At 62.5% G+C, this 26070-nt stretch carries 17 protein-coding genes and 1 tRNA gene; 8 read left to right on the forward strand and 10 right to left on the reverse strand.

Translation table 11 applies throughout. The features are described from left to right. The 4 genes from DF200_RS08120 to DF200_RS08135 all read left to right on the forward strand — a co-directional run. The coding region (locus tag DF200_RS08120; RefSeq protein WP_500676577.1) for a dolichyl-phosphate-mannose--protein mannosyltransferase at nt 1-928 on the forward strand (928 nt) is incomplete at its 5' end. Nucleotides 929-1165: 237 nt separating this feature from the next. Beyond that, nucleotides 1166-1408, forward strand: a complete 243-nt coding sequence (locus DF200_RS08125; protein ID WP_146192047.1) for a hypothetical protein — start codon at nt 1166-1168, stop codon at nt 1406-1408. Between the two features lie 214 nt (nt 1409-1622). After that, nucleotides 1623-2387: a DedA family protein gene (locus DF200_RS08130; protein WP_109137779.1), complete on the forward strand. Its 765-nt coding sequence runs from the start codon at nt 1623-1625 to the stop codon at nt 2385-2387. Nucleotides 2388-2601: 214 nt separating this feature from the next. Then, nucleotides 2602-2674 (forward strand) — tRNA-Ala (locus DF200_RS08135). A gap of 579 nt (nt 2675-3253) precedes the next feature. Here the strand turns inward: DF200_RS08135 and DF200_RS08140 are convergent. Continuing rightward, nucleotides 3254-4279 carry a LacI family DNA-binding transcriptional regulator gene (locus tag DF200_RS08140; protein WP_109137780.1) on the reverse strand — a complete coding sequence of 342 codons (1026 nt, stop codon included), beginning with the start codon at nt 4277-4279 and terminating at the stop codon, nt 3254-3256. A gap of 470 nt (nt 4280-4749) precedes the next feature. Between DF200_RS08140 and DF200_RS08145 the strand changes: the two genes are divergently transcribed. Next, nucleotides 4750-7332 carry a glycoside hydrolase family 31 protein gene (locus DF200_RS08145; protein WP_109137781.1) on the forward strand — a complete coding sequence of 861 codons (2583 nt, stop codon included), beginning with the start codon at nt 4750-4752 and terminating at the stop codon, nt 7330-7332. A 107-nt stretch (nt 7333-7439) separates the two neighbouring features. Here DF200_RS08145 and DF200_RS08150 read toward each other — a convergent pair whose 3' ends face one another. From DF200_RS08150 to DF200_RS08160, 3 genes are all read right to left on the reverse strand, one after another. Further along, nucleotides 7440-8855: a sugar porter family MFS transporter gene (locus DF200_RS08150; RefSeq protein WP_109137782.1), complete on the reverse strand. Its 1416-nt coding sequence runs from the start codon at nt 8853-8855 to the stop codon at nt 7440-7442. Nucleotides 8856-8967: 112 nt separating this feature from the next. After that, nucleotides 8968-12249: a tetratricopeptide repeat protein gene (locus DF200_RS08155; RefSeq protein WP_109137783.1), complete on the reverse strand. Its 3282-nt coding sequence runs from the start codon at nt 12247-12249 to the stop codon at nt 8968-8970. Between the two features lie 178 nt (nt 12250-12427). Beyond that, nucleotides 12428-13285, reverse strand: a complete 858-nt coding sequence (locus DF200_RS08160) for an AraC family transcriptional regulator (RefSeq protein WP_109137784.1) — start codon at nt 13283-13285, stop codon at nt 12428-12430. 130 nt (nt 13286-13415) lie between these two features. Here DF200_RS08160 and DF200_RS08165 point away from each other — a divergent pair, with 130 nt between their 5' ends. Next, complete coding sequence (locus DF200_RS08165) at nt 13416-14483, forward strand: aldose epimerase family protein (protein ID WP_109137785.1); 1068 nt, start codon at nt 13416-13418, stop codon at nt 14481-14483. Between the two features lie 86 nt (nt 14484-14569). Here DF200_RS08165 and DF200_RS08170 read toward each other — a convergent pair whose 3' ends face one another. Next, the gene (locus tag DF200_RS08170; RefSeq protein WP_109137786.1) at nt 14570-15301 is read right to left on the reverse strand and encodes an HAD family hydrolase; all 732 of its coding nucleotides are present in this window, start codon (nt 15299-15301) and stop codon (nt 14570-14572) included. 136 nt (nt 15302-15437) lie between these two features. Between DF200_RS08170 and DF200_RS08175 the strand changes: the two genes are divergently transcribed. Then, complete coding sequence (locus tag DF200_RS08175; protein ID WP_109137787.1) at nt 15438-16889, forward strand: DUF5067 domain-containing protein; 1452 nt, start codon at nt 15438-15440, stop codon at nt 16887-16889. Nucleotides 16890-17050: 161 nt separating this feature from the next. Here DF200_RS08175 and DF200_RS08180 read toward each other — a convergent pair whose 3' ends face one another. From DF200_RS08180 to dnaB, 5 genes are all read right to left on the reverse strand, one after another. Beyond that, nucleotides 17051-18955: an ABC1 kinase family protein gene (locus DF200_RS08180; RefSeq protein ID WP_241520200.1), complete on the reverse strand. Its 1905-nt coding sequence runs from the start codon at nt 18953-18955 to the stop codon at nt 17051-17053. A 423-nt stretch (nt 18956-19378) separates the two neighbouring features. After that, a complete protein-coding gene (locus DF200_RS08185; protein WP_109137789.1) occupies nt 19379-19915 on the reverse strand; it encodes a phasin family protein in 537 nt (178 codons plus the stop codon). Between the two features lie 243 nt (nt 19916-20158). Continuing rightward, complete coding sequence (locus tag DF200_RS08190; protein WP_241520203.1) at nt 20159-20887, reverse strand: type 1 glutamine amidotransferase; 729 nt, start codon at nt 20885-20887, stop codon at nt 20159-20161. A 110-nt stretch (nt 20888-20997) separates the two neighbouring features. After that, nucleotides 20998-22455, reverse strand: a complete 1458-nt coding sequence (locus tag DF200_RS08195; protein ID WP_109137791.1) for a Mur ligase family protein — start codon at nt 22453-22455, stop codon at nt 20998-21000. A 51-nt stretch (nt 22456-22506) separates the two neighbouring features. Further along, entirely contained in the window at nt 22507-23913 is a 1407-nt protein-coding gene (dnaB, locus tag DF200_RS08200) for a replicative DNA helicase (RefSeq protein WP_109137792.1), read from the reverse strand. Nucleotides 23914-24690: 777 nt separating this feature from the next. On the opposite strand from dnaB, the gene DF200_RS08205 reads away from it, so the two are divergent. After that, nucleotides 24691-26052 (forward strand): MATE family efflux transporter, encoded by a 1362-nt coding sequence (locus tag DF200_RS08205; protein WP_109137800.1) that lies wholly within the window; start codon nt 24691-24693, stop codon nt 26050-26052. Nucleotides 26053-26070 lie beyond the last annotated feature (18 nt).

The raw sequence follows: 26070 nt of genomic DNA on the forward strand, positions 1-26070 counted from the left end.
CCTCCTCGACTCCACGGGCCCGGTCATCGCGTTCTCATGGTGGCGTCTCGCCGCTGCGGTGCTGCTGGGCCTCGCCACCGGAGTCAAATGGTCGGGCGCGTATTTCTTCGCCGTCTTCTGCGTCATCAGCGTGCTCTGGGATGCCTGGGAACGGCATCAGGCGGGCTTCCGCAGCTGGCTGTCCACCGGCATCTGGAAGGACGGCATCCTCGCCGCCGTCTACATGATCCCCACGTATGCGATCACCTATCTGGCCACATGGGCCGGATGGTTCGCCCACACCGACTCGTACATGCACGACTGGGCCGCCTCCAATCCCGGCAGGGGCATCACGTGGCTGCCGGAATCATGGCGGTCGTTCGTCGAATACCATGTGCAGATGTGGCAGTTCCACACCACGCTCGACGCCCCTCACAGCTACAAGGCCAATCCGTTGACCTGGCCCATACAATGGCGGCCGACCAGCTTCTACTGGCAGGAGCTCGATGGCCATCCCGGCCTGTGTTCGCTCACCCCCGATTCGAAATGCGTGGCCGCCATCACCTCCCTGGGCAATCCGCTGATCTGGTGGCTCGGCACGCTTTGCGTGATCGTCGCCATCGTCATCGCCGTCGTCAAACGCGGCGATTGGAGGATCTGGGCAGTATTGGCCGGCTTCCTCGGCGGATGGCTTCCATGGGCGCAGTATCTCAACCGCACCACATTCACGTTCTACGCCATCGTCATCCTGCCGTGGATCATCCTCGGATTCATATACGTGGCCGACTGGCTGCACCGGTCGATGGATGCGTTCTCGTTCTGGTGGATCATGGGCGGCGTATTGTTCGTCGTCACGTTGATATCGGTGTTCTTCTACCCGATCTGGACGGCCATTCCCGTGCCATACGAATTCTGGCTGTCGCATATGTGGCTGGAAAGCTGGATCTGAGGAATACCTGCGGATAGGGACGTCGCACACGCGGCCGGCACGCCCGACGCCCCGCACGCCCCCGCCCGTGGACGACATGACGGACGGTCCGCCAACGGCTCGGCATAGGCGTCTCACGATTCGACATCCACCGCCACGCCGTACGCCATCGAGGCAAAATGTGGCAAAATAATGCAGGCGGAATATTTCGATGCTACACGGAACATTCCGAACTACGACGATTTGGGGATGACCTACATGTCACAGCAGACTTATGACGACGGCATGACAGACGACGGCATGACAGACGACGGCACGACGGCCCGCGGAACGATGGCCGACCTCGCCGACGACGCCCATAAGTACGACGAACCATGGATTGACGTCGACCGTATGGATCTGCGCCCGATATACGCCTACAGCAGCGACACCGCCAGCAGGACGGCGCGGCTGGAGGCGCTCGCGACGCTGATGCCCTCCGGGCGCTGCAGGAACGAATAGACGCCCCGCCTCACTCAATTCCAAATCATCGGAATCACCGCAATCACCGAATCACCGGCCGGTTTCTTAGTCGTCCCCAAGTTTTGTAAGGATTTGGGCGGCAGTTGAAGCGCGGCATGGCGAAAACACGCCGAAATGCTAGGGTTGTTGACGGTTACAGACCTCGTTCGAAATACCGTCAAGGACCTGTCAGGAAAACTTATCAAGGATTTTCATGCGTTTCGTCAATTTCATTCTTGAACTGCTCAAGGATCCGCGCGCCGCGATCGCCGGCTGGATCGCCATGGGGCCGGGCGTCGCCCTCGGATTCATCTTCCTCATCGTGTTCATCGAGACGGGCGTGGTTTTCTTCCCGTTCCTGCCTGGTGATTCGCTGCTGTTCGCCGCGGGCGTGTTCGCCGCTCCGGACGCCGTCACCGGCCAGTCCGCGCTGCCGCTGCACATCCTGCTCCCCGTGGTGTGGACCGCGCCGATCATCGGCGACCAGTGCAACTACTTCATCGGCCATTTCTTCGGCCGCCGCATCATCAAGTCGGGCAAGGTCAAGGCCATGACCCCCGAACGCATCGAGAAAACCGAGAAGATGATCGACAAGTGGGGCCCGCTCGCCGTGTTCCTCGGCCGGTTCTTCCCGTTCATCCGCACGTTCATGCCGTTCATCTCCGGAATCTCCGGCATGCGTTGGAGCCGGTTCACCCCGTTCTCCGTGCTGGGCGGCCTCACCTGGTCGTCGCTGTTCACGCTCCTCGGCTTCTTCTTCGGCAACATCCCCGCAGTGCAGGATCACTTCGAACTGGTGATCGTGCTGATTCTCGCCGTGTCGCTGCTGCCCACCATCATCGGCCTGTTCAAGGCGAAGTTCGGCAAGAAGAAGCCGGAGGCCACCGCGTCGGTAGACGGCGCCCCGGCCGGAACGCCGGCCATGGAGTCCCCGGATGCCGCTGGATTCCGCGATTCCACCCCGCGACATGCGGCCTGACCCATACCTCGGCCTCGCAACTCCGGGAAATCGGGCCAAAACCGGCCTCGTTCATTACGAAATCGCGAACCGGACCGTGTGACCGACCCCTCACGGTTCGCCGGGAATCCCGCAATGTGGAAGAATCGTGGACCTATCGCCGACACGAATTGCATGATTCCGGTTTGCGTATTAGAGTAGGGCAAGTTGTCGCGCAAAACGCAACATACCCTTTGGGGCTATAGCTCAGTTGGTAGAGCGCTTCGTTCGCATCGAAGAGGTCGGGGTTTCGACTACCCTTAGCTCCACTAAGGCCTCCTGCATTCATTCCACCGCGGGAGGCCTTTTTCATTATTCCGTTGGAATCTGGAATCGCAGCGACACAGGCGAGGGACGTCCGAACCGCCTTTGGCCTATAATCCTGGCCTTTAATGCGACGCCGCATTAAAACCACCCCGACACGCCTACTGCCACAAGGACAAACCCGGAACATAAACACCACGTCTAGTTCCTATAGCCCCGGATACCCCTCTCCATCCCCATTCATCCCATCTCACGAAAACGACATGGTTTCTTCAGGGAAATTTCAGTGTTTCGCATCGTTACATCAAGAGTCGCCGGGTTATATATGAATTGTCGACGGAAACGTGGAACGGCAACGCGAGACGCAACCGTCGATGGGATTCCCCTCCTCTGGAATCCGATAATTGAACCCCTTCTTCTCTCTTCCTCATTACCCCGGTGCCCAACCCACCGGGGTTTTCCATTTCCGCCGTTCCCCGCCGATTCCTCTGGGTCCGATCCACCGAAACTTGGTAAAACACGTCATGAACCGGCCCATTTCGGCCCCTTCACGACCGTTTTGACCAAGTTCAGCCCGCTCGTCCTTATCCCACCCGGGTTGCGGTGGCGCGCAGAATCAACGACGCCTGCAACATGGAGTGAGGGTCGGAAAGCGTCTTGCCCCGCATAAGCGTCACAAGCTTTTCAGCCGACATGCGTCCCATAAGCTGCGGATCCTGATGCAGTGTGGTCAGCTCGGCCATGGATGAGAGCGCGTTGTCGTCGAATCCCACGATGGCGAGGTCCTCCGGCACGCGAAGCCCGACCTTGCGCAGCGCGTACATCAGCGCGATGGCGAAGTCGTCGGTCTCCACGCACACGGCGGTCGGCCTCTCCCTCTTGGAGATGATGCGGTTGGCCGCTTCGGAGACGGCGTCCTGGAAGCTGCGAAACTTGCCGAAGTCACGTCCCTCGAACAGGCTCAGATCACCCTCCTCATACCCCATGGACCGCGCGGCGTCGAAGAACGCCCCGGATCGGAGTTTGGCGCTGAACTGGAAGTCGGGGTTGTCGGGCATCTCCACGAATCCGATGCGCCTGTGGCCGAGCGAGTTCAGCAATTGCACGGCCTGACGCATGGCGTTCATGTCGTCGACGCGCACGGTGGCGCTGTATCCGCCGATGGCCCGCGCGTCCAGCCCAACCGAGGGGATGGTGAGGTCTTCGAGGATGCCGACCTGTTTCTGGTCGAGCATGATGGAGACGACGATCATGCCGTCGGCGTTGCGATTGCCGGGCAGCTGGTCGAAGAACCGCCGCAGATCGGCCTGCGTGCGCACGATGAGCGGCACGAGATCGTAGCCGGCGTCGGCGAGCACTTCGTACGCACCCTGCATGGCGGCCGAATTGAACCATGTGTTCAACGAGTCGGTGAACACCATGGTCACACGCATGGTCTTGCCGCTGGCCAACGACGACGCACTGCGCGAGAGGGTGAAATGCAGCCGGTCGGCGACCTCCTGCACGCGCGCCCTGGTCGCCGCGCTCACGCGTCCGGTGCCCCGTAATGCGCGCGACACCGTGGATTCGGATACGCCTGCCGCCGCCGCCACATCCTTCAGACTCGTCACGCCGTTCTCCTTTGCCGTTCATCGTTCCCCGGGCGGCATCACGGACATACCCGCTGATGCCCCTGACGTTGTCGCTGCGATCATCTGCGCAAGTTTGCGCAAACAATCCTCTTTTTACCGCAATAATCGCCGTTTCCGCAAATGGCGGAGCGAGTCAAGCGTTTGCCCACCTGACGTTCGCCCACCTGACGTTCGACCACCTGACGTTCGCCGCAACGTCGTCCATCCGCGCATTCCGCATGATTCCGTCTACGTCCGGAACCGATGGCCCCGTCATCGGAAATCATCGTTCACGACGAATAGCTCACGACGAATCATTCACAAGAACATGGGAACGTTTGCATTATTATAATATTTACTCCACCTTATGATTTGCAGAACAATTGCGCAAGCGCTATCATAAATACTGTATCCCAGCCGATACCATGATTCGTTCACCCGTATGAACCCACCGACGAAGGAGTCCGCATATGGTAGATACGTCCCTGTTTTCCATGCACGCCCTGAACGCGCATCCGGCCACGAACCCCGCCGCCGTGATCAGCGGCGACCATTGGCGCATCAGTCTGCTCACCGACGCACTCGTCCGTTGTGAATGGTCCGATTCGGGCCGGTTCGTCGATACGCCGACGCAGATGGCGTTCAACCGCGATTTCACGGCGGCATACGGCGACGACATCCCACGTTTCACGGCGGTCGAACGCGACGGCTGGTTGGAGATCGATACGCCGAGCCTGCATATTTCGTATAATCGCCAGCCGTTCACCAAGGAAGGACTGTATGCCACCGTCAAGGGCGTAAACGCCATCGACAACACATGGCATTATGGCGACGAGCAGTCGCGCAATCTGGGCGGCACGTACCGCACGCTTGACTGGGCGGACGGCCGCATCCCCGTGGATGACGGCGTGAACAGCACCGATGGGTGGGCGGTGATCGACGATTCCACATCGAATCTCATCATCGAGGCCGATGAGGTGAACGGCCACGCCAACCCGTTCGGCACCTGGGTCGTGCCGAAGCCGGAACCGACGACCGACCTGTACCTGTTCGGCTACGGCCACCGCTACCGCGAGGCCGTGCACGACTTCTACAAGCTCACCGGCCCCACGCCGTTGCTGCCCCGATTCGTGCTGGGCAACTGGTGGAGCCGATACCACCGCTACACCGAAGCCGAATACATGCAGCTGGTCACGAGGTTCGAGAAGGAAGGCCTGCCGTTCACGACGGCCGTGATCGACATGGACTGGCATCTCGTGGACGACGTCGACCCGAAGTACGGCTCGGGCTGGACCGGATACACGTGGAACAGGGACTTCTTCCCCGACCCGCGGCGTTTCCTGCATTGGCTGCACGACCACGGCATGAAGACCACGCTGAACGTGCATCCCCGCGATGGCGTGCGCGCGTTTGAGGACGCCTACGCCGATATGGCCGAGGCGACGGGCGTGGACCCGAAGACCGGCGAGGCCGTGCAGTTCGACCTGACCGACCCGACGTTCATGGCCGCGTATTTCGACAAGCTGCATCATCCGATGGAGGACGAGGGCGTCGACTTCTGGTGGGTCGACTGGCAGCAGGGCGGCGTGACCCGTCAGCGTGGACTCGACCCGCTGTGGATGCTGAACCATCTGCATTATCTTGATTCGGCACGCGGCGACGCGGTGCGTCAGGGAGATGACGACGACCCCGCGCAGCGGATGGACGCCCGTCCGCTGACGTTCTCGCGCTATGCCGGGCCGGGGTCGCATCGCTACCCGATCGGCTTCTCCGGCGACACCGTGGTGACGTGGGAATCGCTGAAGTTCCAGCCCGAATTCACGGCCACGGCCTCGAATATCGGATACGGCTGGTGGAGCCACGACATCGGCGGCCACATGTTCGGCTACCGCGACGAGGAACTTGAGGCACGCTGGTACCAGTTGGGTACGTTCAGCCCAATCAACCGTCTGCATTCCACCGATTCGCCGTTCAACGGCAAGGAACCGTGGAACTTCCACACCGAGGTGCGCGACGCCATGACCGCCTCGCTGCGGCTGCGCCATGCGCTCATCCCGTACCTGTACACGATGAACTGGCGCGCGGCCGAAGAGGGCGAGCCGATTGTGCAGCCGTTGTACTGGGACTGGCCGGAAATCCGCGACGCCTACAAGCTCACCGACGAATTCTTCTTCGGCACCGAGCTGTTGGCCGCACCGATCGTCTCCCCCGCCGACCGTGACGTGCAGATGGCCAAGGCCGACGTATGGCTGCCGCAGGGCACGTGGTTCGACTTCTTCTCCGGCCGTCATTACACATCCCGCCCGGCGGACGGACGCCGGATCGAAGCGTGGCGGGGACTCGACCGCATGCCGGTGTTCGCCAAGGCCGGCGCGATCGTGCCGTTGCAGAAGGTGTCGGGGAACGGCGAGGACGGTCACACGGCGCCGAACTCCGTCGCCAACCCGAAGTCGTTGCGCGTGATGGTCTTCCCCGGCGCGAACGGGGAATTCACGATGATCGAGGACGACGGCGCGGCCGAACGTTCGGTCCGCAAGGCGACCACACGTTTCACGTGGAACATCGGCGGCGGCGCGGATGCCGGAGCGGCCACGTTCGTCATCAACGCGGCCGAAGGCGCAATCGACGCGATTCCCGACGAACGTTCGTGGACGGTGGTGTTCCGCGGCGTGGGGGAATCGGCGGTCACGGTGTCGGTGGACGGCAGTGCGGCAATCGAGACTCGGACGTCCTATGACGAGGAGACGCTCAGCCTTATCGTGGAGATTCCCGCCGTCCCGACTGGCGAGACCATCACGCTTACGCTGGCCGACGGCGCGACGATCGCCCACAACCCGACCGCCGACGACGTATTCGCCGTGCTCAAGGACGCGCAGATGTACTACCTGACCAAGGAGAAGGCCAAGGCGATGATCGACGACCTCGGCGCGGCGGCGCTGCCCGGACTCGCCACATTGGAGGACCTGCACGGCGTGGACGAGAGCCGATACAACGACTCGCACATGCCGCAGAGCGTGATCCAGGCCCTCACCGAGGTGCTCACGCGCGACTAGGCGTCGAACCACGATACACCACGAGGCTGTTTCCTGTGCGCCACAGTGAACACGGGAAACAGCCTCATTTGAGTTATGCCTCTAACAATGCCGCAGTATCACGACGATTACTTCGACGGACGGAAGAACGCCTCGATCTCCTCAAGCCGCTTGCCCTTGGTCTCGGGGACCAGGAACCGTACGCCAAGGAAGCCGATGATATCCAACGCGGCAAAGAACAGGAACATGCCCTGGCCGCCCCAGCCGGCGAACATCATCGGGGTGAACTGGCCGATCAGCCACGCAGTGCCCCAGATGAACACACCACACAGGCCCGAGGCGCGGCCGCGCAGATGCGTGGGAAACAGTTCGGGAATCATCACCCAGGTGACTGGCCCCATGGAGAACGCGAAGGCGGCGATGAATCCACAGGCGAACACCACCACCAGCACACCCGGCGCATTGAGCATGAACGTCAACGCCATGGCAACGGCGAACGCGGCCATCAAAGCCGTGCCCCACAGCATCAGCGGCTTACGTCCCGCGCGGTCGATGAGCACCATGCCAACAACCGTGAACACGAGCTCCACCCCGCCGACCATAGTGGACGCCAAAAACTCTGAATTACCGCCGAAGCCGGCGTTGCGGAAGATCGTCGGACCGTAGAAGGAAATGGTGTTCTGGCCGACCGCCTGATTGAACACGGCCAGGAAGATGCCCACAAGAAGCGCCTTACGCAGGCCGGGGCCGAACAACTCGGCGAAACTGCCGCTCTGGTCGATCTTGATGGAATCCTCGATGGCCTTGGCCTCCTCGCGCGCGCCGACGGTGCCGTTGATGCGTTCAAGAATCTTGAATCCCTGCTCCTGCCTGCCGGACTGCATCAGAAATCGCGGACTTTCCGGCGCGAACAGCATGAACACGAACAGCACCAATGCGGGTGCGGCGCCGATGCCCAGCACCCAGCGCCAGCCGGTGCTCACGCCCCATGCATGAGATCCGGACTGCGCAATGCAGAAGTTGATGATGTTGGTGAGGAAAATGCCGATGATGCACAGGAACTGGTACATGGACGACAAGGTTCCACGCCATTTCGCCGGTGCGCATTCGGTGACGTAGGTGATGGAGATCGACGACGACAGGCCGATGCCAAGACCGCCGATGATACGCGCAGCGATCAGCTGCTCGGGAGACTGGGTGAAGGCCGCGAACAACCCGGCGATGAAGAAGAACAACGCGCCGAACATCATGACCTTGCGTCGGCCGATGCGGTCGCTGAGGAAACCGGAGGCACCGACACCGGCCACACCGCCGATGAAGATGCTGGAGACGATAAGCCCTTCATGGGCGGGGCTGAGGTCGTACAGCTCCTGCAGGAAGCCGATGGCACCGGAGATGCTCACGGCGTCGTAGCCATAGAGCAGTCCCGCCATGCCGGCGCTGAGCGCCAGAATGATGACGTATTTCATGGACCCTTGCGCGACCGCCGCAGTCGGCTGCCGGGTGACGCCGTCTTCGTTGACGGTGTTTTCCGTGGAGGACATGACGAATTCCTTACTGTGTTTGACAACGGCGCTATAGCCGCTGGAATAGATCGGGGAAAGAAAAAGGGGCGTCCTGGAGGAGGAGAGGCAGGACGCCCCGGATGGGGAGGAATCAGGCGTCGAGAGCACCGAGCAGGTGCAACTCGAAACGGGCCTTGAGGTTGTCGGGGTTGAGCTTCAGACTCTCCTCGAACAGATCACGGGCACCGGCCTCGTCGTTGAAGAACAGGCGGCTGTAGGCGAGCGCGCGGACCGTTTCGGCCTTGTGCTCGGTCACGCCGTCGGGCACGAACGACAGGTGCAGCGAGGTGACGATGGGCTTGCGGTCGAGGTCGTTCCTCGCGTCCTCTTCCCACTTGACCACGGAGGCGCTCATGTCCTTTCGGGAGATGACGTTGTCTCCGAGCAGCCGTTCGGCGAGCGCCACGTAGTAGTCGGTCTCCGGCCCCATGTACGGGCTGTAGCTGCTGTGGATGAAGGGCAGCAGCCGGGATGCGGCCTTGCGCGCCTCGTCCTCGCGGCTGAGCCTCCGCAGTGCAGCGGCCTCGAACCAGCGGGCGTAATACAGCTGCTGGGTGTCCCACCAGCCGGCACGGAAGTTCGCGGGGATAATCTGCGCGCTGCGGTAGCATTCGAGCGCCTCCTCGACCTTGCCGTCCCGTTCGAGCAGCCGCCCCTTGCAGCACAGAGCAAAGGTGTACGCCTCGGTGAGATAGGTCTCCTGGCATTCGGCGGCCACGAACTCGTGGTTCCTCAGCACGTCGAGCGCCTTGTCGAATTCAAACACGTTGCTGTAGGCGTCGGCCAGATCCCAGGTGAGGGTGTCGGATGGCTTGTCGGGCAGGTTTGCGAGGAGCCAGTCAAGGCGCTCGCATCCGTCGACGCCGAGCTTGGCGGCCACATAGTTGGTCTCACGCACGAGCGTGTCGTCCTTCGGCCTGGCCTCCACGGCCTTCTTCATGAGTTCCAACGCTTCCTCACGACGGTCGAACTTGCTGAAGTAGGCGATGGCGAGGTTGCGCCAGGCGATGTAGAAGTCGGGTCTGATCTCGGTGACGTGCTTCCACTGGTCGGCTGCCGCCTGATACTGCAGCTTGTTGTACAGGATGCAGCCGTACAGGTAGGCGGCGGTGTAGTCGGTCGAGTCGGCGTCGACGGCGGCCTTCAGCACCGGCAGTTCCTCAAGCCGGTATGGGAACACATCCACGATCGGGCTGTCGGCCACGGCCTTGCGGTTGGATGCGGCCGCCTCGGTCTTGCCGAGCATGTCGTAGACGAAGGCGAGCGTGTAATGGGTCATCGGGGTGGATTGTCCAGCGAGCTTGGCGCCTTCGAGCAGTGCGACGGCCTCGTCCTTCAGTCCGGCGAGCAGCAGGTCGAACGTGACGTCGAGGATGGTCTGCGCGGGGTTGGCCAGCAGGATCGTGTAGAACTCGCCGAGATCCTTGCCGGAATAGTAGAGGTGGGCGAAGCGGGCCAGATGGTCGAGCCGGTCATGGGCGATGATGTCCTCCAGTTCGCTCAGCCCCGTCTCGCGGCCGCCGAGCTTGATGGTGGCGATGGCCCTGTAGGTGCCGCAGATGGCGTGGTCGGCTTCCTTCTTAAGGGCCTGTTCGGCGTGTTCCTTCATCTTGGCCCAGTCGCCGCGCTGTCCGTCGATGCCGGCGATGTAGGTCATGGCCGGGGAGATGACGTTGTTGCTCCATGCGGCCTTGAAGAAGGTCTCGTAGGCCTCGTCCACCTGCCCCTTGCCGTATTCGCACAGCGCCTTGAGGTAGCTGTAGGTGCCGTCGTACGGATTGTGGTTGAACCTGTTGAGCGCCTTGTTCGCGCGACTCACGTATTCCAATGCCTCGTCGTACAGGGCGTTGTTGTAACGGTCTTCTGCCATGGCAAGCAGGGAGGGCAGATGCTCGGGGTCGCGTTCGAGGGCCACACGATAGTAGTCACGGCCCTTGAAGGCGGGGTCGCGGTACTGGTCGATGTGGGTGCCGGCCACGTAGATCTCCTGCGCGGTGGTGAGTTCGTGTGGCGTGGGGATACCGGAATTGTCCTCGGGGATGCGCAGCACATCGGGCTTGTCCTCGGTGTAGTCCATAAGCACGGTGCCGTCGGCGGCGGTCAGTCGCAGCGTGTAGACGTCGGCGGGCAGCGCCACGTCGAATTCGCGGTAGTCGCCCGGATCGAGCGTAATGGTCTCGTGCAGCACCGTGTTCTCGCCGTCGCTCACTTCGAGCACGGCGTCGGACACGCTCTTGGTGACGGCGACACGCACCTCGCCGTCGGCCTTGTCGAGGTTGACCACGCCGTTGAGGTTGGCGAAGGTCGGCGCCTTGGTGCCATGAATCGGGAACCAGTACTGGGACCAGGTCTTGACCTCGTAGGGTGCGATGTATGTGAAGTCGGGCTGGTCGTCGGAATAGGCACCGGCCATGAGTTCGGCATGTTCGCCGTCGTTGTCGGTGAGGTTGCCGTTCCATGCATCGCCGAGGTCTTCGAGCGCCCACATGAACTGCTTCTTGCCGGGGACCATGTGGTGGTCGGCCACGTGCACGGTGCCGCAGTCGCGGTCATGGTCGTATCCGCCGAAGAAGTCGTACTTCGACGGGGCGGCGAAGTAGGAGTTGCCCTTCAGCGTGTTCTTGTGGATGCTGATGTCGGTTTCCTCTTCGTGGTTCTCCACGGCGTACCAGCCTTTGGTGATCGGGAAGGTGGCATGGTGGCGGTCGTAGTGGTGGTGCACGTAGCCGACGTCCTGCGGGAAGAACAGCTGGTAGTTGGCGTTGACGTGGATGCCGGCGTTCTCATACCACAGGAACGGATGCTTGACGGGCGTGCGGTTGTCGATTTTCACCAGGGTCTCGTAGTAGGAAACGTCGGGACGCAGCTTGACGCCCCACGTGCCCTTGAGCCGGTACTGGCCCGGCGATGGCGCGGCCTCGGAGCACCAGACGATGACGGTGCCGTCGTCGAGCTTCTCGATGCTGTAGTCGACGGCCATGTACGTACCGGGACGGTGGTGGAACGGGAAGTTGAATTCCATGCCGCCGGAGATCCAGTTGCCGTAGGAACCGACGATGACGGGCTTGATGCGGTGGTGACGGTAAAGGAAGTTGTAATCGTTGACCTTGTCATAGCCTTCGAGGATGCGTCCGCCGAGTTCGGGCAGGATCAGCAGACGGATGTAGTCGTTTTCGAGGCGCACCACGGTGTATTCGTGATCGGTAAGCTTGTCACGTTCCACACCGAGCGTCACACGGTTCGGGTAGGCGTAGCCGGTGGACCCCTGATGCTGGCGGAACTCCGAATACATGGGCATTTCCTCGGGGGCGGGCGGTTCATAGGTCGGGATGATCATCTTCTCGACGCCGGCGACCACAGGATGGTGAGACATGGGAAACTCCTTTATTTCGTATGCATTCGTTGGATGTGTGATTTGTTCTTGACTGCGCTGTCACCATCAACGTTATGCCCGAAACAACGGGGTCGATATATAAAAAGTGCTTTTCGATATGAAAAAAACATCCAAGGAACCGAACATCGTCGATGTTCGTATATCGACGATGCCGGCGTCACACCCTCACCGACCGACGATATTCCAGTGGCGTCATGCCCTCCGCGTTGCGGAACGCCAGACAGAACGCGCTTGGCGACGAGAACCCGCACTTTGCGCAGATATGCTTCAACGAGACGTCGGTCTTGGACAGCAGCCGCTTCGCCGCATCCATGCGGGCCTTGACGAGAAACGCGTGTGGGGTCGTCCCCGTCGCCTTGCGGAACTCCTTGATGAAATAGCCGCGGCTCATGCACGCCATATCCGCCAGCTCATCGTTCGTCAACGGTTGAGCGAGATTCGCCACGATGAAATCCTGCACATCCTCCATTGCGTACTGATGCGCCGACTCCTCCGCGGGCGAATCGTCGGCGCTGCCCGCGCATTCGGTAAGGATGTCGGTCAGATACCGTGACATCACCGGCTCCGAGATCCGCCCGCCGCCGCGAAATCCGTCGCCGATGCGACGCAGACGATTCACCGCGAACTGCGAATTGGCGGTGGAGAACACGTTGCCCGCACGTTCGTTGATGAAGTCGTAGTACATGCGCGCGGAAATGCCGTTGAAATGGATCCACAGCACCTCGCTGTCCGTCAGCGCCTCATATGATTGCGGCTCGTAGCAGTCGATGAGCACGAAGTCGCCGGCATGTGCGATGATGCGATCCTTGCCCGGAACGTCGATGGCGAACCGTCCCGACCGGATGAAGAACAGCAGAAAGTTGTCAAGCGGACCACGATTGAGCGTGTATCCGGCAAGATAGCGGTATGTACCCAGCCATTCCGGATACAGGAACACCTTCGCCCCCGAATTGGTCGGTCGGTACCGATAATGCTCGGACTGTTCGTTGACCACGTTCCGTTCCGCCGGTTTCATGTCGCACTCTCCCTTGAGTCACGTCCGGCATCGAAGCTTGGGCACCTTTGCCGAGCATTGTGCACTTTTCAATAATGACCAGACACTTTTCGTATATTATGCCGCGAAACGTCCGGCTTAGCCTACAGACATGACACACCATCATAAAACGACCACGTCGACGGCCGACGACGATATCCAGACGGTATCCATCACCGGCCCGGACGGCATGACCGCCCGCCTGACGAATCATGGGGCACGTCTTATGTCGTTGACCATCCCCGACCGCAACGGACGGATGACCGACGTCGTTCTCGGCAAGGACGACCCTCATGACTATCTTGCGGACGATACGCTGATGGGAGCAATCGTGGGACGTAACGCCAACCGCATTCGGGGAGCCCGATTCGCCATCAACGGATGCGAATACCATCTGGCGGCCACCGAGGGCGGGAACAACAACCACAGCCAGCCGAACGGATACGAGCATCGGAACTGGACGGTTCGCGACGTCAGCGAATCATGCGTGGAATTCGCCCTGGCCAGTCCTGACATGGATCAGGGGTTCCCGGGACGATTCCGCGTGCATGTGCGGTATGTCCTGACCGGCCGGGGATTGCGGCTCACCGTGCGGGGAGTCGTAGACAAGACGACCGTGGCCAATCTGACCACGCATACGTATTGGAATCTCGACGGCGAAGGCAACGGTGACATACTCACGCACCGGTTGCGCATACCGGCCACACGGTTCTACCCCACCGACGAACAATTCATCCCCCTGTCCGGACCGGCACAGCCCGTGACCGGTACGGCCATGGATTTCCGTGATTCAAAAACCATCGAATTCACTATGAAATCAGAGCTGCCGGCGCACGGGTCACAACTTGCCATAGCGCGCGGGTACAATCACGCGTTCCCCATAGACGGATATGATGCAGCCCTTCCCGAATGCCGCCTGATGGCACAGGTGCAGGGCGCACACAGCGGTATACGGATGAGCGTGTATGCGAATACCCCGACAGTGCTGCTCTATACCGCCGGATTTCTCGATGGCATCGACGGCAAGCATGGACACCGATACGGCCCGGCATCCGGACTATGCCTAGAACCGGGTTTCGTACCGGACGCAATGAACCGGACCGACTGCCCCCGACCACTGTTGCAGGCCGGCGACCGATACCGGCTCGACATCATCTACCGTTTCGCCGTCATCTCGTAGTCGCCGGCGCACAGCCACAACGACGGGCCGCCTCCATCGGCGGGAGGGCATGGATGGATCACGGACCGCGCCGATTCCGGAGGTGTTCAGCGCGCGGACTCGCCAGCCAGACGTCGGCGCACGAAATCGCCGAGCAGCTCGGGGGTCACGCCGTCCCAGTTCTCCAGCGTGGCGAACTGTTCGCCCTTCTCGGCGGCATCGGTGGGGTTGTATCCCGTCAACGCGATCGTGGTGGCACCGGCCGTCACCGCCGACGTCAGTCCGGCGGCGGAATCCTCCAACGCCACGCACTGCGCGATCTCGTCGGGGTCGGTGATGCCGAGCTTGGCGGCCGCCGCCAGATACGGCGCCGGATCCGGCTTCTTCTTCTCCACGTCGTCACTGCACACGTATGCGAAGAACGCGCCCTCCGGCGCCTGGGCCACCGCGGATTCGGCCATCTTGCGAGGCGACGCCGTGACCAGCACGTTCGGCACACCGGCCTCATGCAACGCCACGACCACGTCAAGCGCGCCGGGGATCCACGGCATGTGCCGCATCTCGCTTTCGGCCACATAGTCGATGATGCCCTGCGCCAGCTCCTCGGCACCGAGTTTCGTACCGTGCTCGATCATGGTCCTGGCCACCTCGGACATGGGCGTGCCGGTGACCGACCAACCCAGCTCCTCGGTCCAATGCCCGCCATACTGCTTGGCGAACCACAATTCGGCCTCATGCCAGATCGGCTCGGAGTTGATGAGCGTGCCGTCCATGTCCCAGAACGCCGCGCGGGGCAACGTGCCGTCGTACGTCGTCTTGCCTATCGTCGGAATCGTCATAATCCAACTGTAGAAAACAGTCCCAACATTCGGGGCACGGTCCACCGATCGTCCGACCCTTCACCGGAGCCCGGGGAATCCCCCTGCAACACCCATCCGTGCCGTACACTGGAACCACAGCGAACAAGGGGGTCTCATGGGCATCTTCGGCGGCAAAAACGGCGATCATGACGCCAACGGCGGCTCGGACGGCTACGTCTCGCCTTTCGACGACAGATCAAACTACGTCAACATCAACGACACATCGAACCACGTCGACGCCGACGACGCCCCTCATGACCCCACGTATATCATCGCCGCAGCGGATGCGCCTGCCACGAAGGGCCGGAACGAAGCCACGGCGTCGAACTGGACCGCACCATCGAACACTCAGCCGAACACGGCACCGATCACACCGCCCTCCCGCAAACGCCCATATTCCGGCGCCGACGCCGCACTGCGCCACAACGCCCGGCAACGCGACCCCGATGCCCGCCGCGCGGGCGCCCAGGCCAGACGCAAACGCCGTCATCCGATCCGCAACATCATCGCCATCATCGCCATCCTGTATCTGCTCTCCGACGTCTTCCCCGGAATCGGATCGTTCCTCGGACTCGGCGGCGACTCCGACGGCAGGTCGCGCTCCTCGTCATACTCGTCATATTCGCCGCCCAAGACGGCGCAACCCCTGCGATTCAAGGTGCTCGACCGCACCGGCAACCTCACGTATGTCGAACGTTCCGACAAGACGCTCAGCGCCGACTTCACCATCGTCTCCGCCCAACGCGGTCCGAAAAGCTGCAGCGGCCAGAACACCCTGCTCGTGAAATACCAGACGAAGAACACGTCGACGACCGACATCGACATGACGTCGTATCTGTCGTTCGACGTCTACGATTCCGGCATCGGGCTGCGGAACATCGGATGCTTCACCGGCGATAATCCGAAAGGCTACGAATTCTCCGACACGATGAGGAAGATACGTCCGGGCGCGTCGATGGAGTTCATGCAGGCGTACGAGCTGCGCAACGTCGCCGACACGTCGTACGACGTGCGCGTCGGCAGCCATTCGCGCAACATGCCCACGTCGATCGGCGCATCGTTCACCCTGCCGAAGGACGTGAACGACCTTGCCGCCACCGACGTCGCCAAACCCGGGCAGATCATCAAACCCGACATGCCGAAGGACTTCACGCAGGGCATGACAAGGCTGACCGGCGCATCATACCGGTACGACGACGTCACCGCCGGACGGCAGGTGGATGTCAAGCCTGTGAGCGCCGTCAAGGGGCCGAAGACCTACAAGGGCGCTCCAACGGTGATCGTGACGTACCGATGGGTCAACCGCACGCCGATACCGTTGTCGTTCACCGACGCCGTGACGACGACGGTGTATCAGAACGGCGTGGAGCTCAAACCGACCTCGTTCTCGGACCGGTTCCCCGGCTATTCGGTGGCGACGCGTGACGTTCCGGTCATGCAGGACGTGCCGATGACCACGACGATGGCGTACGAACTCGGCAGCGAATCGCAACCGGTGACGACGTCCATGAAGGGCTTTGCGAGCATCGGAGACAAGACGGTGACGAAGGATCTTACACTGGGGTAAATCTTACGCTGGAGTAGGCAGAAGTAGGCAAGGGTGGAATCGACTACCCCTCAGCCCGCCTTCGGCGGCCAGCCCCCTGGCAAGGGGAGCCCCTGCGGGAGACATTCCACTCCGCCCAGCACGACAGGGAGCCCCTGCGGGAACCCGTAACCCGTAACCCGTCATCCCCGTTTTCTCGGCCGGTTCTTGCGGAAGATGTCGATGACGATCCACACCGACAGCAGAAATGCGACGACATATCCCATGAATCCGATGACGGGTATGCCGAAGATCACCGGCTTCATGCCGGCGTAATACACGATCGACGACCCGACGAACAGGCCGACGACGATCAACGCCATCGTCAGGCGGTCGACCATGTAGCTCAGCTGGCGTATCGGCTCCTCGGAGCCGACCATCTCCACGTTGGCCTTGAGCTGGCCGCGAGTGAGCATCCGGGCGGCGGTGCGGGCCTCGGCAAGCGCGCCCAACGTGCCGTGCATCGCCTTCTGCCCCTCGATGCCCAACGTCTTCGCCTCATCCCTGGCGGCGGAACGCAGGCCGCGTGTGCTGGCGATGTGCGCGGTGATGATGGCGATCATGTCGGTGTCTGGGAGGAATTCGTCGAGCACGCCCTCCAATGTGACGAGGCCACGCGCGACGGTCGTGACGATGCCGGGCAGTTCCACGTGATGCTTGCGGGAAAGCTGCACGAGCGCGGTGACGAACGCGCCGATGTCGAGGTCCTGCAGGCTGACGGTGCCGAAGTCCTGGACGATGGCGTCGAGGTCGGACAACAGGCCGGGATAGTTGACTTCGGCGGTGTCTGACGGGCCGGCGAACCGCAGGAACGCTTCGGCGAGGGCGGGGGAATCCTGCTTGCCGACGGCGAAGATGATGTCCTGGAGTATCGACCGCGTGCGCGCGGAAAGACGGCCGGTCATGCCGAGGTCGATCATCACGATCCTGCCGTCGCGGATGATGATGTTGCCGGGATGGGGGTCGGCGTGGAAGAAGCCTTCGTCGAGCACCTGGGCGGCGTAGTTGTCGACGAGCTTGTTGCCGATCTCCTCCAGCGAGTATCCGGCGGCGACGAGCCGGTCGGGATGCGAGACGGAGATGCCTTCGACGTAGTCCATCACGACCACGTGTTCGGTGCACAGGTTGATGTAGGGCTTGGGGCAGTCCATGTACTTGTAGTCTTTGGCGAATTCGCGGAAGTCCACGAGATTGCGGGCCTCGATGAGGAAGTTCGTCTCGGACTGGAAGCTGTCCCACAGTTCCTCGATCACGCCGTTGAGGTCTATGATCTGGGCGGATTTGATGTATTTGGTGGCGCGGCGGGAGACGGATCGCATGATGTCGATGTCCTGCGCCATGGTCTCGCGCACGCCGGGACGCTGCACTTTGACGGCGACGTCCTCGCCGGTGACGAGTCGCGCGCGATGCACCTGCGCGAGCGACGCCGAGCCGAGCGGGGTGCGGTCGATGGACGAGAATACCTGGTCGACCGGGCGATGGTATTCGTGGGCGAGCGTGTCGAGCACGGTCTCGTATGGGATGGGGTCGGCGTCGGCGCGGAGTTTGGCGAGTTCGTCGCAGAATTCCTGGGGCAGAATCTCGCTTCGCATGGAGAGGTTCTGCCCGACCTTGACGAACGTCGGTCCGAGCGCTTCGAACATGAGGCGCATCTTGACCGGCGTCAGGCCGTGGAAGATGTCGAATTGGCGGGCGATGCCGAAGATCTCGGCGAGGCGGTGGAGCCGGCCTTTGCGCGTGAGATGGTATTGTTCGGCGAACGTGGGCTGTTTGGCGCCGAACAGGCCGATGGTGTGTTCGTGGTCGGGGAAATCGTCGTGTTCCTCGCTGACGGGCGTGCCGGAGATGGCGTCGAGCACCTGATCGTCGGTGAGCAGCGGGTCGTTGGGGGCGTTGGTCATAGGTGTGCCGGATATGGAGGTATCGCCAGCACGGGTATCGTTCGCACCGACACCGTCTGTGGGCATGGCGTCGTCGTGTTGCAGCTTCGCGGCGTCACGATGCGCCGATTCGCCGTTCGATGCCGTTTCACGCTTCTCCTGTGTCATAAATCCATCCATACTCATTCACATGCTGACCACGGACCCGCATTCCCCAGCCATGGACTCACTCGCCCTGACCGCGGATTCGGATTCCCGGCAACGGACTCGCACACGCGTGCCGGACTTTTCGTTGTGTGACGGGAACACAAACGTTGCAATTCCAACATTCGCCTAAAACGCATCCCAACACGTAGCGCAAAGTCCAACACGTAACGGCAAGTCCAACACGTAATACCTGGGGCGGCGCATGTCGTCACATCGCAGCGCGGGTTTGGCACGCATCGGCACACCACCGCAGCGGGTGCGGGCATTCGTAACGGACGCGGCGCATCTCCATAGGTGGGGAACCGCAACGAGTTCGAGAGGTCGCAGCGGACGCAGTGCGCCGTAATGGACGAAACGCCCGCGGCTACGACCGTGTTTTCGCTGTTATTCGGCTTTCGGAGCCTCGGCAGCGGAACCGTCACCGGTACCGTCACCAGTACCATCACCGCCACAGGAGCAGGTGCCGGCCGCCGATTCGCCGGCTTCCGAGTCGTCAGACGTCTCCGCCTCAGCAGCCGCACCGGCATCCGCCTTGCTCGCGGCCTGCGCCGCCTTCTCGGCCTTTTCGGCCTTGATGGTTTCGGCGAGCTCGGCAACCTTGGCCACGTATGCGGCGCGCTCCTCCTCGCTCATGACGGTCAGCCGGGCCTTGAGCGCCGCCTCCTTCACGTCGTCGACGGTCTCGCGTGCCTTCGCCGCCGCGCCCTGTGCCCCGGAGAGCGCATCCTTGGCGGCGCCCTGGGCCTTGCGGCTGAGTTCGGAGTTCAGCACCTTGCCCTGATCGACGGTCAGTTCGCCCTTCTTCACCAGGTCGTCGACGATCTGCTGTCCTTTTTCGGCGCCGGTGGCCACCGCACCTACGCCGGCCAGGAAAATCGTACGCAGGCCCTCACCCAGGTCATTGAAGTTGAAATCGGCCATGATGTCGCTCCTTCACGTGTTCTCGGCGGCGACCGCACGGTGTTATGACCGTCGGGGACGCCGCCGCCATCGTCTTCAACTCTACCGCAGACGCATGGCCCGATTCCTGAACATTTCGACCCGTTCTGTCGTACGCCCCGCCGTCACGCGGGCCGGTTCAAACAAGTGGAACCTCATGTGGACAGGGCCGCGCCACACGGCTTGCCCGCCCTACGTGCCGCAGTCCGGCCCACGTGACGCGGTTCACCGCGGCCGGCCGGCCGCCACGCGCCGCGCCTCCGAGGCGAACTTCTCCAATCGGTCGAGCTCCGCACGCGCGTCCTCGGTCACACGCGGCTCGAACACGCCGTACCGTCGTTCGACGGCCTTCGTGATCAGGAAATCCGCGATCTTCGGATTCTTCGGCAGCAGCGAACCATGCATGTACGTGCCGATGACGTTGTTCACGCGCGCGCCTTCGGTATGATCCTCGCCGTTGTTGCCGCGTCCATCAGCGTCCACGCGGCCGAGCGGCGCCACGCCGTCACGCAGGAACGTCTGCCCCGAATGGTTCTCATAGCCGATGACGTCACCGAAATCATCGGAACGCTCGACGAGGTTGCCGATCATGCGCACGTCCTGACCGACCGTATACGCGCCGATCACGCCGATGCCGTCGAGACGTCTGCCCTCGGACGTCTCGAAATACTCGCCGAACAGCTGATACATGCCGCAGATCATCAGCATCGGCACGCCGTCGGCGGCGAGCGAACGCAGCAGGTCGGCGCGGGTGAAGAAATCGTCGATGATCTTGCCCTGGCCGCTGTCCTGACCGCCGCCGCCCAGAATCATATCGACGCGTTCGGGCCATGCATCGCCCTGATTGTAATAATGCATCACCGGCTCGTAGCCGTACAGCGCGAGTCGGCGGCGGATGACGAGCACGTTGCCCGAGTCGCCGTAGATGTTCATATCGTTGGGATACAGGCTCATCACGTCGATCGGACGACGTTCCGCCGACGCAACCGACGACGCCACGGCTTCGACCCCAGGCGTGCTTGCTTCGTTCGTCATATCAACTCCTCCGTTCGCCCGTCCGACCGTCATTCGCGTCCCACGCCGGCGTCGGCCACATCGGCGATGCGGCCAAGATGCGCGCGCACCTTCAGCATGGACGTGTACGTGCAGTAGATGCGCTTGGGCCGCCCCCCGTCCTTGGCGAGGAACGCATCGACGGCGGCGTCGATATCGGGGTCGACGTCGCCGACCGCGACCTCGTCGTAGCCGAGGCGAAGCGCCATATCCCACGCGCGCACGCCGGAGACCATGCCGACGCCGGTGCCGCGCAGTCCGGTGAAGTCGACGTCCCACAGCCAGCTCATGTCGCGGCCGTCGGCGTATTCGTCGTTGATGACGATCATCGTGTCGTGGCCGGCCGGGTCGAACGACGTCAACGCCAGTCGGAAGCCCATGGGGTTCTTGACGAGCAGCAGTTCGACCTCCGTGCCGTTGACGTCGATGGATTCGCCGCGGCCGAACGCGGGCGTGACCTCGGCGACGGCGGCGATGAGATCGTCGTCGGTGGGATGGATGTCCTTCCCGATGACGCCGGCCGCGTCGATGGCGTCGGCGGCCACGGCGCGGACGACGGCGAGCGCCGCGGCCGCATTGAACAGGTTGTAGACGCCTTCGAGACGGACGTCGGTGGAGTAGACGCGGCCATCCATGAGGAAGTCGGCATGATGGTCGCCGACCTTGGTGAGGACGACGTCGGCCGGCAAGGCGGGAAGGGCCGGGCGGACGGGACGGTCGGGCTTCGCGCCTTCCGCGGTCGCGGCGTCGGCGCCCGCGTCCTTCCTGTGCATGTCGTCGTCGGTGGGGAAGAACGGTCGGAGGTCGTCGGACAAGCCGAAATAGTAGACGCCGGTGCGTGAGGGCACGACGTCGGCGAGGCGCGCGATGCGCGGATCCTCACGGTTGAGCACGACGGTGCCGGTTGTGGTTTCGGCCACGTGGCTGAGCAGCCGGGCCGTGTTGTCGATTTCGCCGAAGCGGTCGAGCTGGTCGCGCATCACGTTGAGCAGCAGCGCATATCGCGGCCGTACCTGACGCACGAAATGCACGGCGTAGGCCTCGTCGAGTTCGAGCACGGCGATGTCGGCGTCGAGCCGGCCGCCCATGGAGACCTCGGTGAGCAGCGCGGACACGACGCCGCGTGTGAAGTTCGAGCCGGTGGGATTGGTGAACACCTTGAGGCCGAGACTGCGCAGCATGGATGCGACCATGCGGGTGGTGGTGGTCTTGCCGTTGGTCCCGGAGACGAGCACCACGCCGAGGGGCAGTTGCGCGAGCGTGCGCGCCAGGAAGCCCGGATCCACCTGTTCCACGATCTTGCCGGGGAATGCGCTGCCGCCATGCTTGAGGAGGCGCGACAACGCCCGCACGCCCTTGCCTATGGCCGGCGTGGCGAACGCGGTCCACGGTCTGCGCGGCGCGGCCACGGCCTGCCGCACGTCGACGTCGTCGGCCGCCAGCCCGGCCTGTCCATTGCTTTTCACCATCTCATGCCTTTCCGATTCGCCCATAACCATAGCAAGCCAAGGTCACAGGGGTCACACGCCCTGCTGCATGTCCTGCGGCATGTCCTGGAAGCGTGAGTTCGCGCCGAGGAACGCCAGGCTGAACGTGTCGGTCGGACCGTTGCGGTGCTTCGCCATGATGATGTCGGCCTCGCCCGGACGGTCCTCCTTGTCGTAGAAGTCGGGGCGGTGCACGAGGAACACCACGTCGGCGTCCTGCTCGATGGATCCGGATTCTCGCAGGTCGGAAAGCTGGGGTTTCTTGTCGTTGCGCATCTCGGGGCCACGGTTCAGCTGCGACAGCGCCACGACCGGCACCTCAAGCTCCTTGGCGAGCAGCTTCAGCGCTCGCGAGAATTCGGAGACCTCCTGCTGGCGGCTTTCGACGGCCTTGCCGGAGCTCATGAGCTGCAGGTAGTCGATGACGACGAGCTTGAGGTCGTTGGTCTGCTTGAGCCGTCGGCATTTGGCCCGGATCTCCATAAGGCTCATGTTCGGCGAGTCGTCGATGAACAGGGGGGCGTCCTTGAGCGTGCCCCAGAAGTTGTTCAGCCTGTTCCACCGTTCCGGCGTGATCTCGTCGGCGCGGCGCAGCGCCCCCAACGGGATGTCGGTTTCGGCGGCGATGATGCGCTGCGCGAGTTCGGTTTTGCTCATCTCCAGGGAGAACACGACGGTGGTCAGGTGCTCGTGCAGCGAGGCGTGACGCGCGAAGTCGATGCCGAGTGTGGACTTGCCCATGGCGGGGCGTCCGGCCACGACGATCATCTGGCCGGGCTGAAGGCCCTGGGTCACGTTGTCGATGTCGCGGAATCCGGTTTTGACGCCGGTGTTGATGAGTCCGTTCTGCAGGGCGTCGAGCTGGTTGAGGGTGTCTTCGACGACCGGTCCGATGGCCTGGTAGTCCTGCCGGACCTTGCCGATGCTCATCTCGTAGACTTCGGCCTGGGCGAGGTTGACGATGTCCTCGGCCTGGGATCCTTCGGCGGAGTAGCCCATCTGGGCGATTTTGGTTCCGGCCGCGATCACGTTGCGCAGGATGGCCCGCTGGTGCACGATGTCGGCGTAGTATGTGGCGTTCGCCGCTGTGGGCACCGATGCGACGAGGCTGTGCAGATAGTCCGCGCCGCCGATTTTTTCGAGGTTGCCTTCCTTGAGCAGTTCGTTGGCCACGAGAACGGCGTCCACGGGCTGCGACGCTGAGAACAGGGTGATGATGGCGTCGTAGACGGTCTGGTGCTTCGGCTGGTAGAAGTCGGTGACGTCGATCATCTGGCTGACTTCGCCGATGGCGTCCTTGCTCATGAGCATGCCGCCGAGCACGGCCATTTCCGCGTTGTCGTCGTGCGGGGGGACGCGGTCGAAGATGGGGTCGCGGTCGCCGCGCTGCCCCCCTTCGCCGTTGCCGTCGCGGTCGTTCCTTGCAAACTGTTCAGCCATGGTCCCGATGATAATTCGGTCGTGGTCGTTCCGTCGTCCAACTGCCCATACCCACAAACGAACATCACACCGGGAGCGGCGCGCAGGTCACAAACGACCATCACATCGTCGGCCAACCGACAAGCGAAATCGATGCGGTCGCTGATCGAGAACTACGGAGTCCGCCATGGCATCAAGCTTTCGCCGGGGAATATGGGAACCGCCGGAGACCGCGTCGAAGTCATGCCGCTGTATATGGCCATGTTCCTGTGATATCCGCGGCTTCGTCATGCAACGTACCTAGCGTGTGGCGACTTGGACTGTTTCATACTGCAAGCGATGGTTCACAAAGCGAGCGGATACGATGTTCCGTTTACTTGGATGTAACCTAGCGGGGAGGATATCCCCAGTCATGCGCAGGGTTTTCCACATTCTGTGGATAAAAAAGTTGAGTTATCCACATTTTAGGCGTGTTGCCGTGGATAACACCCGAAGTTTTCCACATACTGGGGATAACCGTGTGGAAAACTTGGGGATAATCCACCGGGGATAATCGCCCAAGTTGACAACTCACTACGTAGCGGATATAGCAAACAATCGAAAAAACATAACATTATTGATGTTCGTTTATTCGCCCATATATATACGTCGATATATACGACGGACTCCTCTCAACGGAGGAATCGACGAACGACGGCCGGACGATCCGAAGGCTAGCCATGGGTGCTGTTAAACCGTAATGGGACCGACCGGGAGGAATCAGCACCGATGACGCAGCAGACAAGACGACATGACGACATGGACGCCGCAACGACCCGCGACCCGGCAGACGGTGCAGCAGGCAACGCGGACACGGCGCGAAGGCTGGCGGCGCTGGCGATTCCCACGTTCGGACAGCTCATCGCCGAGCCGACGTTCATCCTCATCGACACCGCCATCGTGGGGCATATCGGCGATGCGGCACTGGCCGGCCTGTCCATCGGATCGACCATCATCCTCACGGCGGTTGGACTGTGCATCTTCCTCGCCTATTCGACGACCGCGCAGGTGGCGCATCTGCTGGGCGCCGGGCGCCGACGCGAAGGACTGCAGGCCGGCATCGACGGACTGTGGCTCGCATTGCTCATCGGCACGGTGTTGGGAATCGGCCTGTTCGCGGGCGCGGAACCGCTGTGTCGGGCGCTCGGCGGCGAAGGCGCGGTGCTCGACCAGGCCGTGCGGTACACGCGGGCCGTGGTGCTCGGCGCACCCGGCATGTTGCTCGTGTATGCGGCGAACGGCATCTTCCGCGGATTGCAGAAGGTGCGGATCACACTGGTGGCGGCCGTGGCGGGCGCGGTGGTGAACACGGCGCTGGAACTGCTGTTCGTGCTCGTATTCGGCTGGGGCATCACCGGTTCGGGCGCGGCCACGCTCATCGCCCAATGGTTCATGGGATTGTTCCTCGTGGTGCCCGCCGTGATGTGGTCGAAGGCGGACGGCGTGAGCCTTCGGCCACAGCTCGCAGGCATCATGGCGGCGGGCGGCGACGGTCTGCCGCTGTTCATCCGCACGCTGGCGATCCGCGCGGCCATGGTGATGACGGTGGCGAGCGCCGCGCGCATGGGCACGCACGTGCTCGCCGGGTTCCAGGCGGTGAACTCGTCGTGGAACTTCGCCATGAACGTGCTGGATTCCGTGGGCATCGCCGGCCAGACGCTGGTGGGTGCGGCCCTAGGGGCGCGCGATCGTCGTCGGGCGCGCATGCTCACACGGGCCACGGGCATCGCGGGTCTGGTCGTCGGCGCGGCCCTGGGTCTGGCGTTCGCGGGCGTGGGGCTGTTCGCCGGCCGGTTCTTCTCCCCCAGTCCGGCGATCCAGCTGCTCACCGCCGTCGGCATGGTGACGATGGGCTTGTTCTTCCCGTTGCAAGGCTGGATGATGGCGCTTGACGGCATCCTGATCGGGGCGCGCGACTTCCGCTATCTTGCGGCCACGTGCACGGCCACGGCGGTCGTGTATGTGGCGGCGTTGTTCGCGGTGGTGCGCTTTGTGGTGCCGGCGCTGTCGAATGATCTCGCACGCACTGCGATGCTGTGGCTGGCGTTCAACGTGGTGCTGATGGGCGGGCGCGGCCTGGCAAATGGCCTGCGCACCCGTGGCACCGCGTGGATGCGTTGAGGAGGCAGGGTTTCTGCC

The sequence above is a fragment of the Bifidobacterium catulorum genome (assembly GCF_003129925.1).
Lineage (GTDB): Bacteria > Actinomycetota > Actinomycetes > Actinomycetales > Bifidobacteriaceae > Galliscardovia > Galliscardovia catulorum.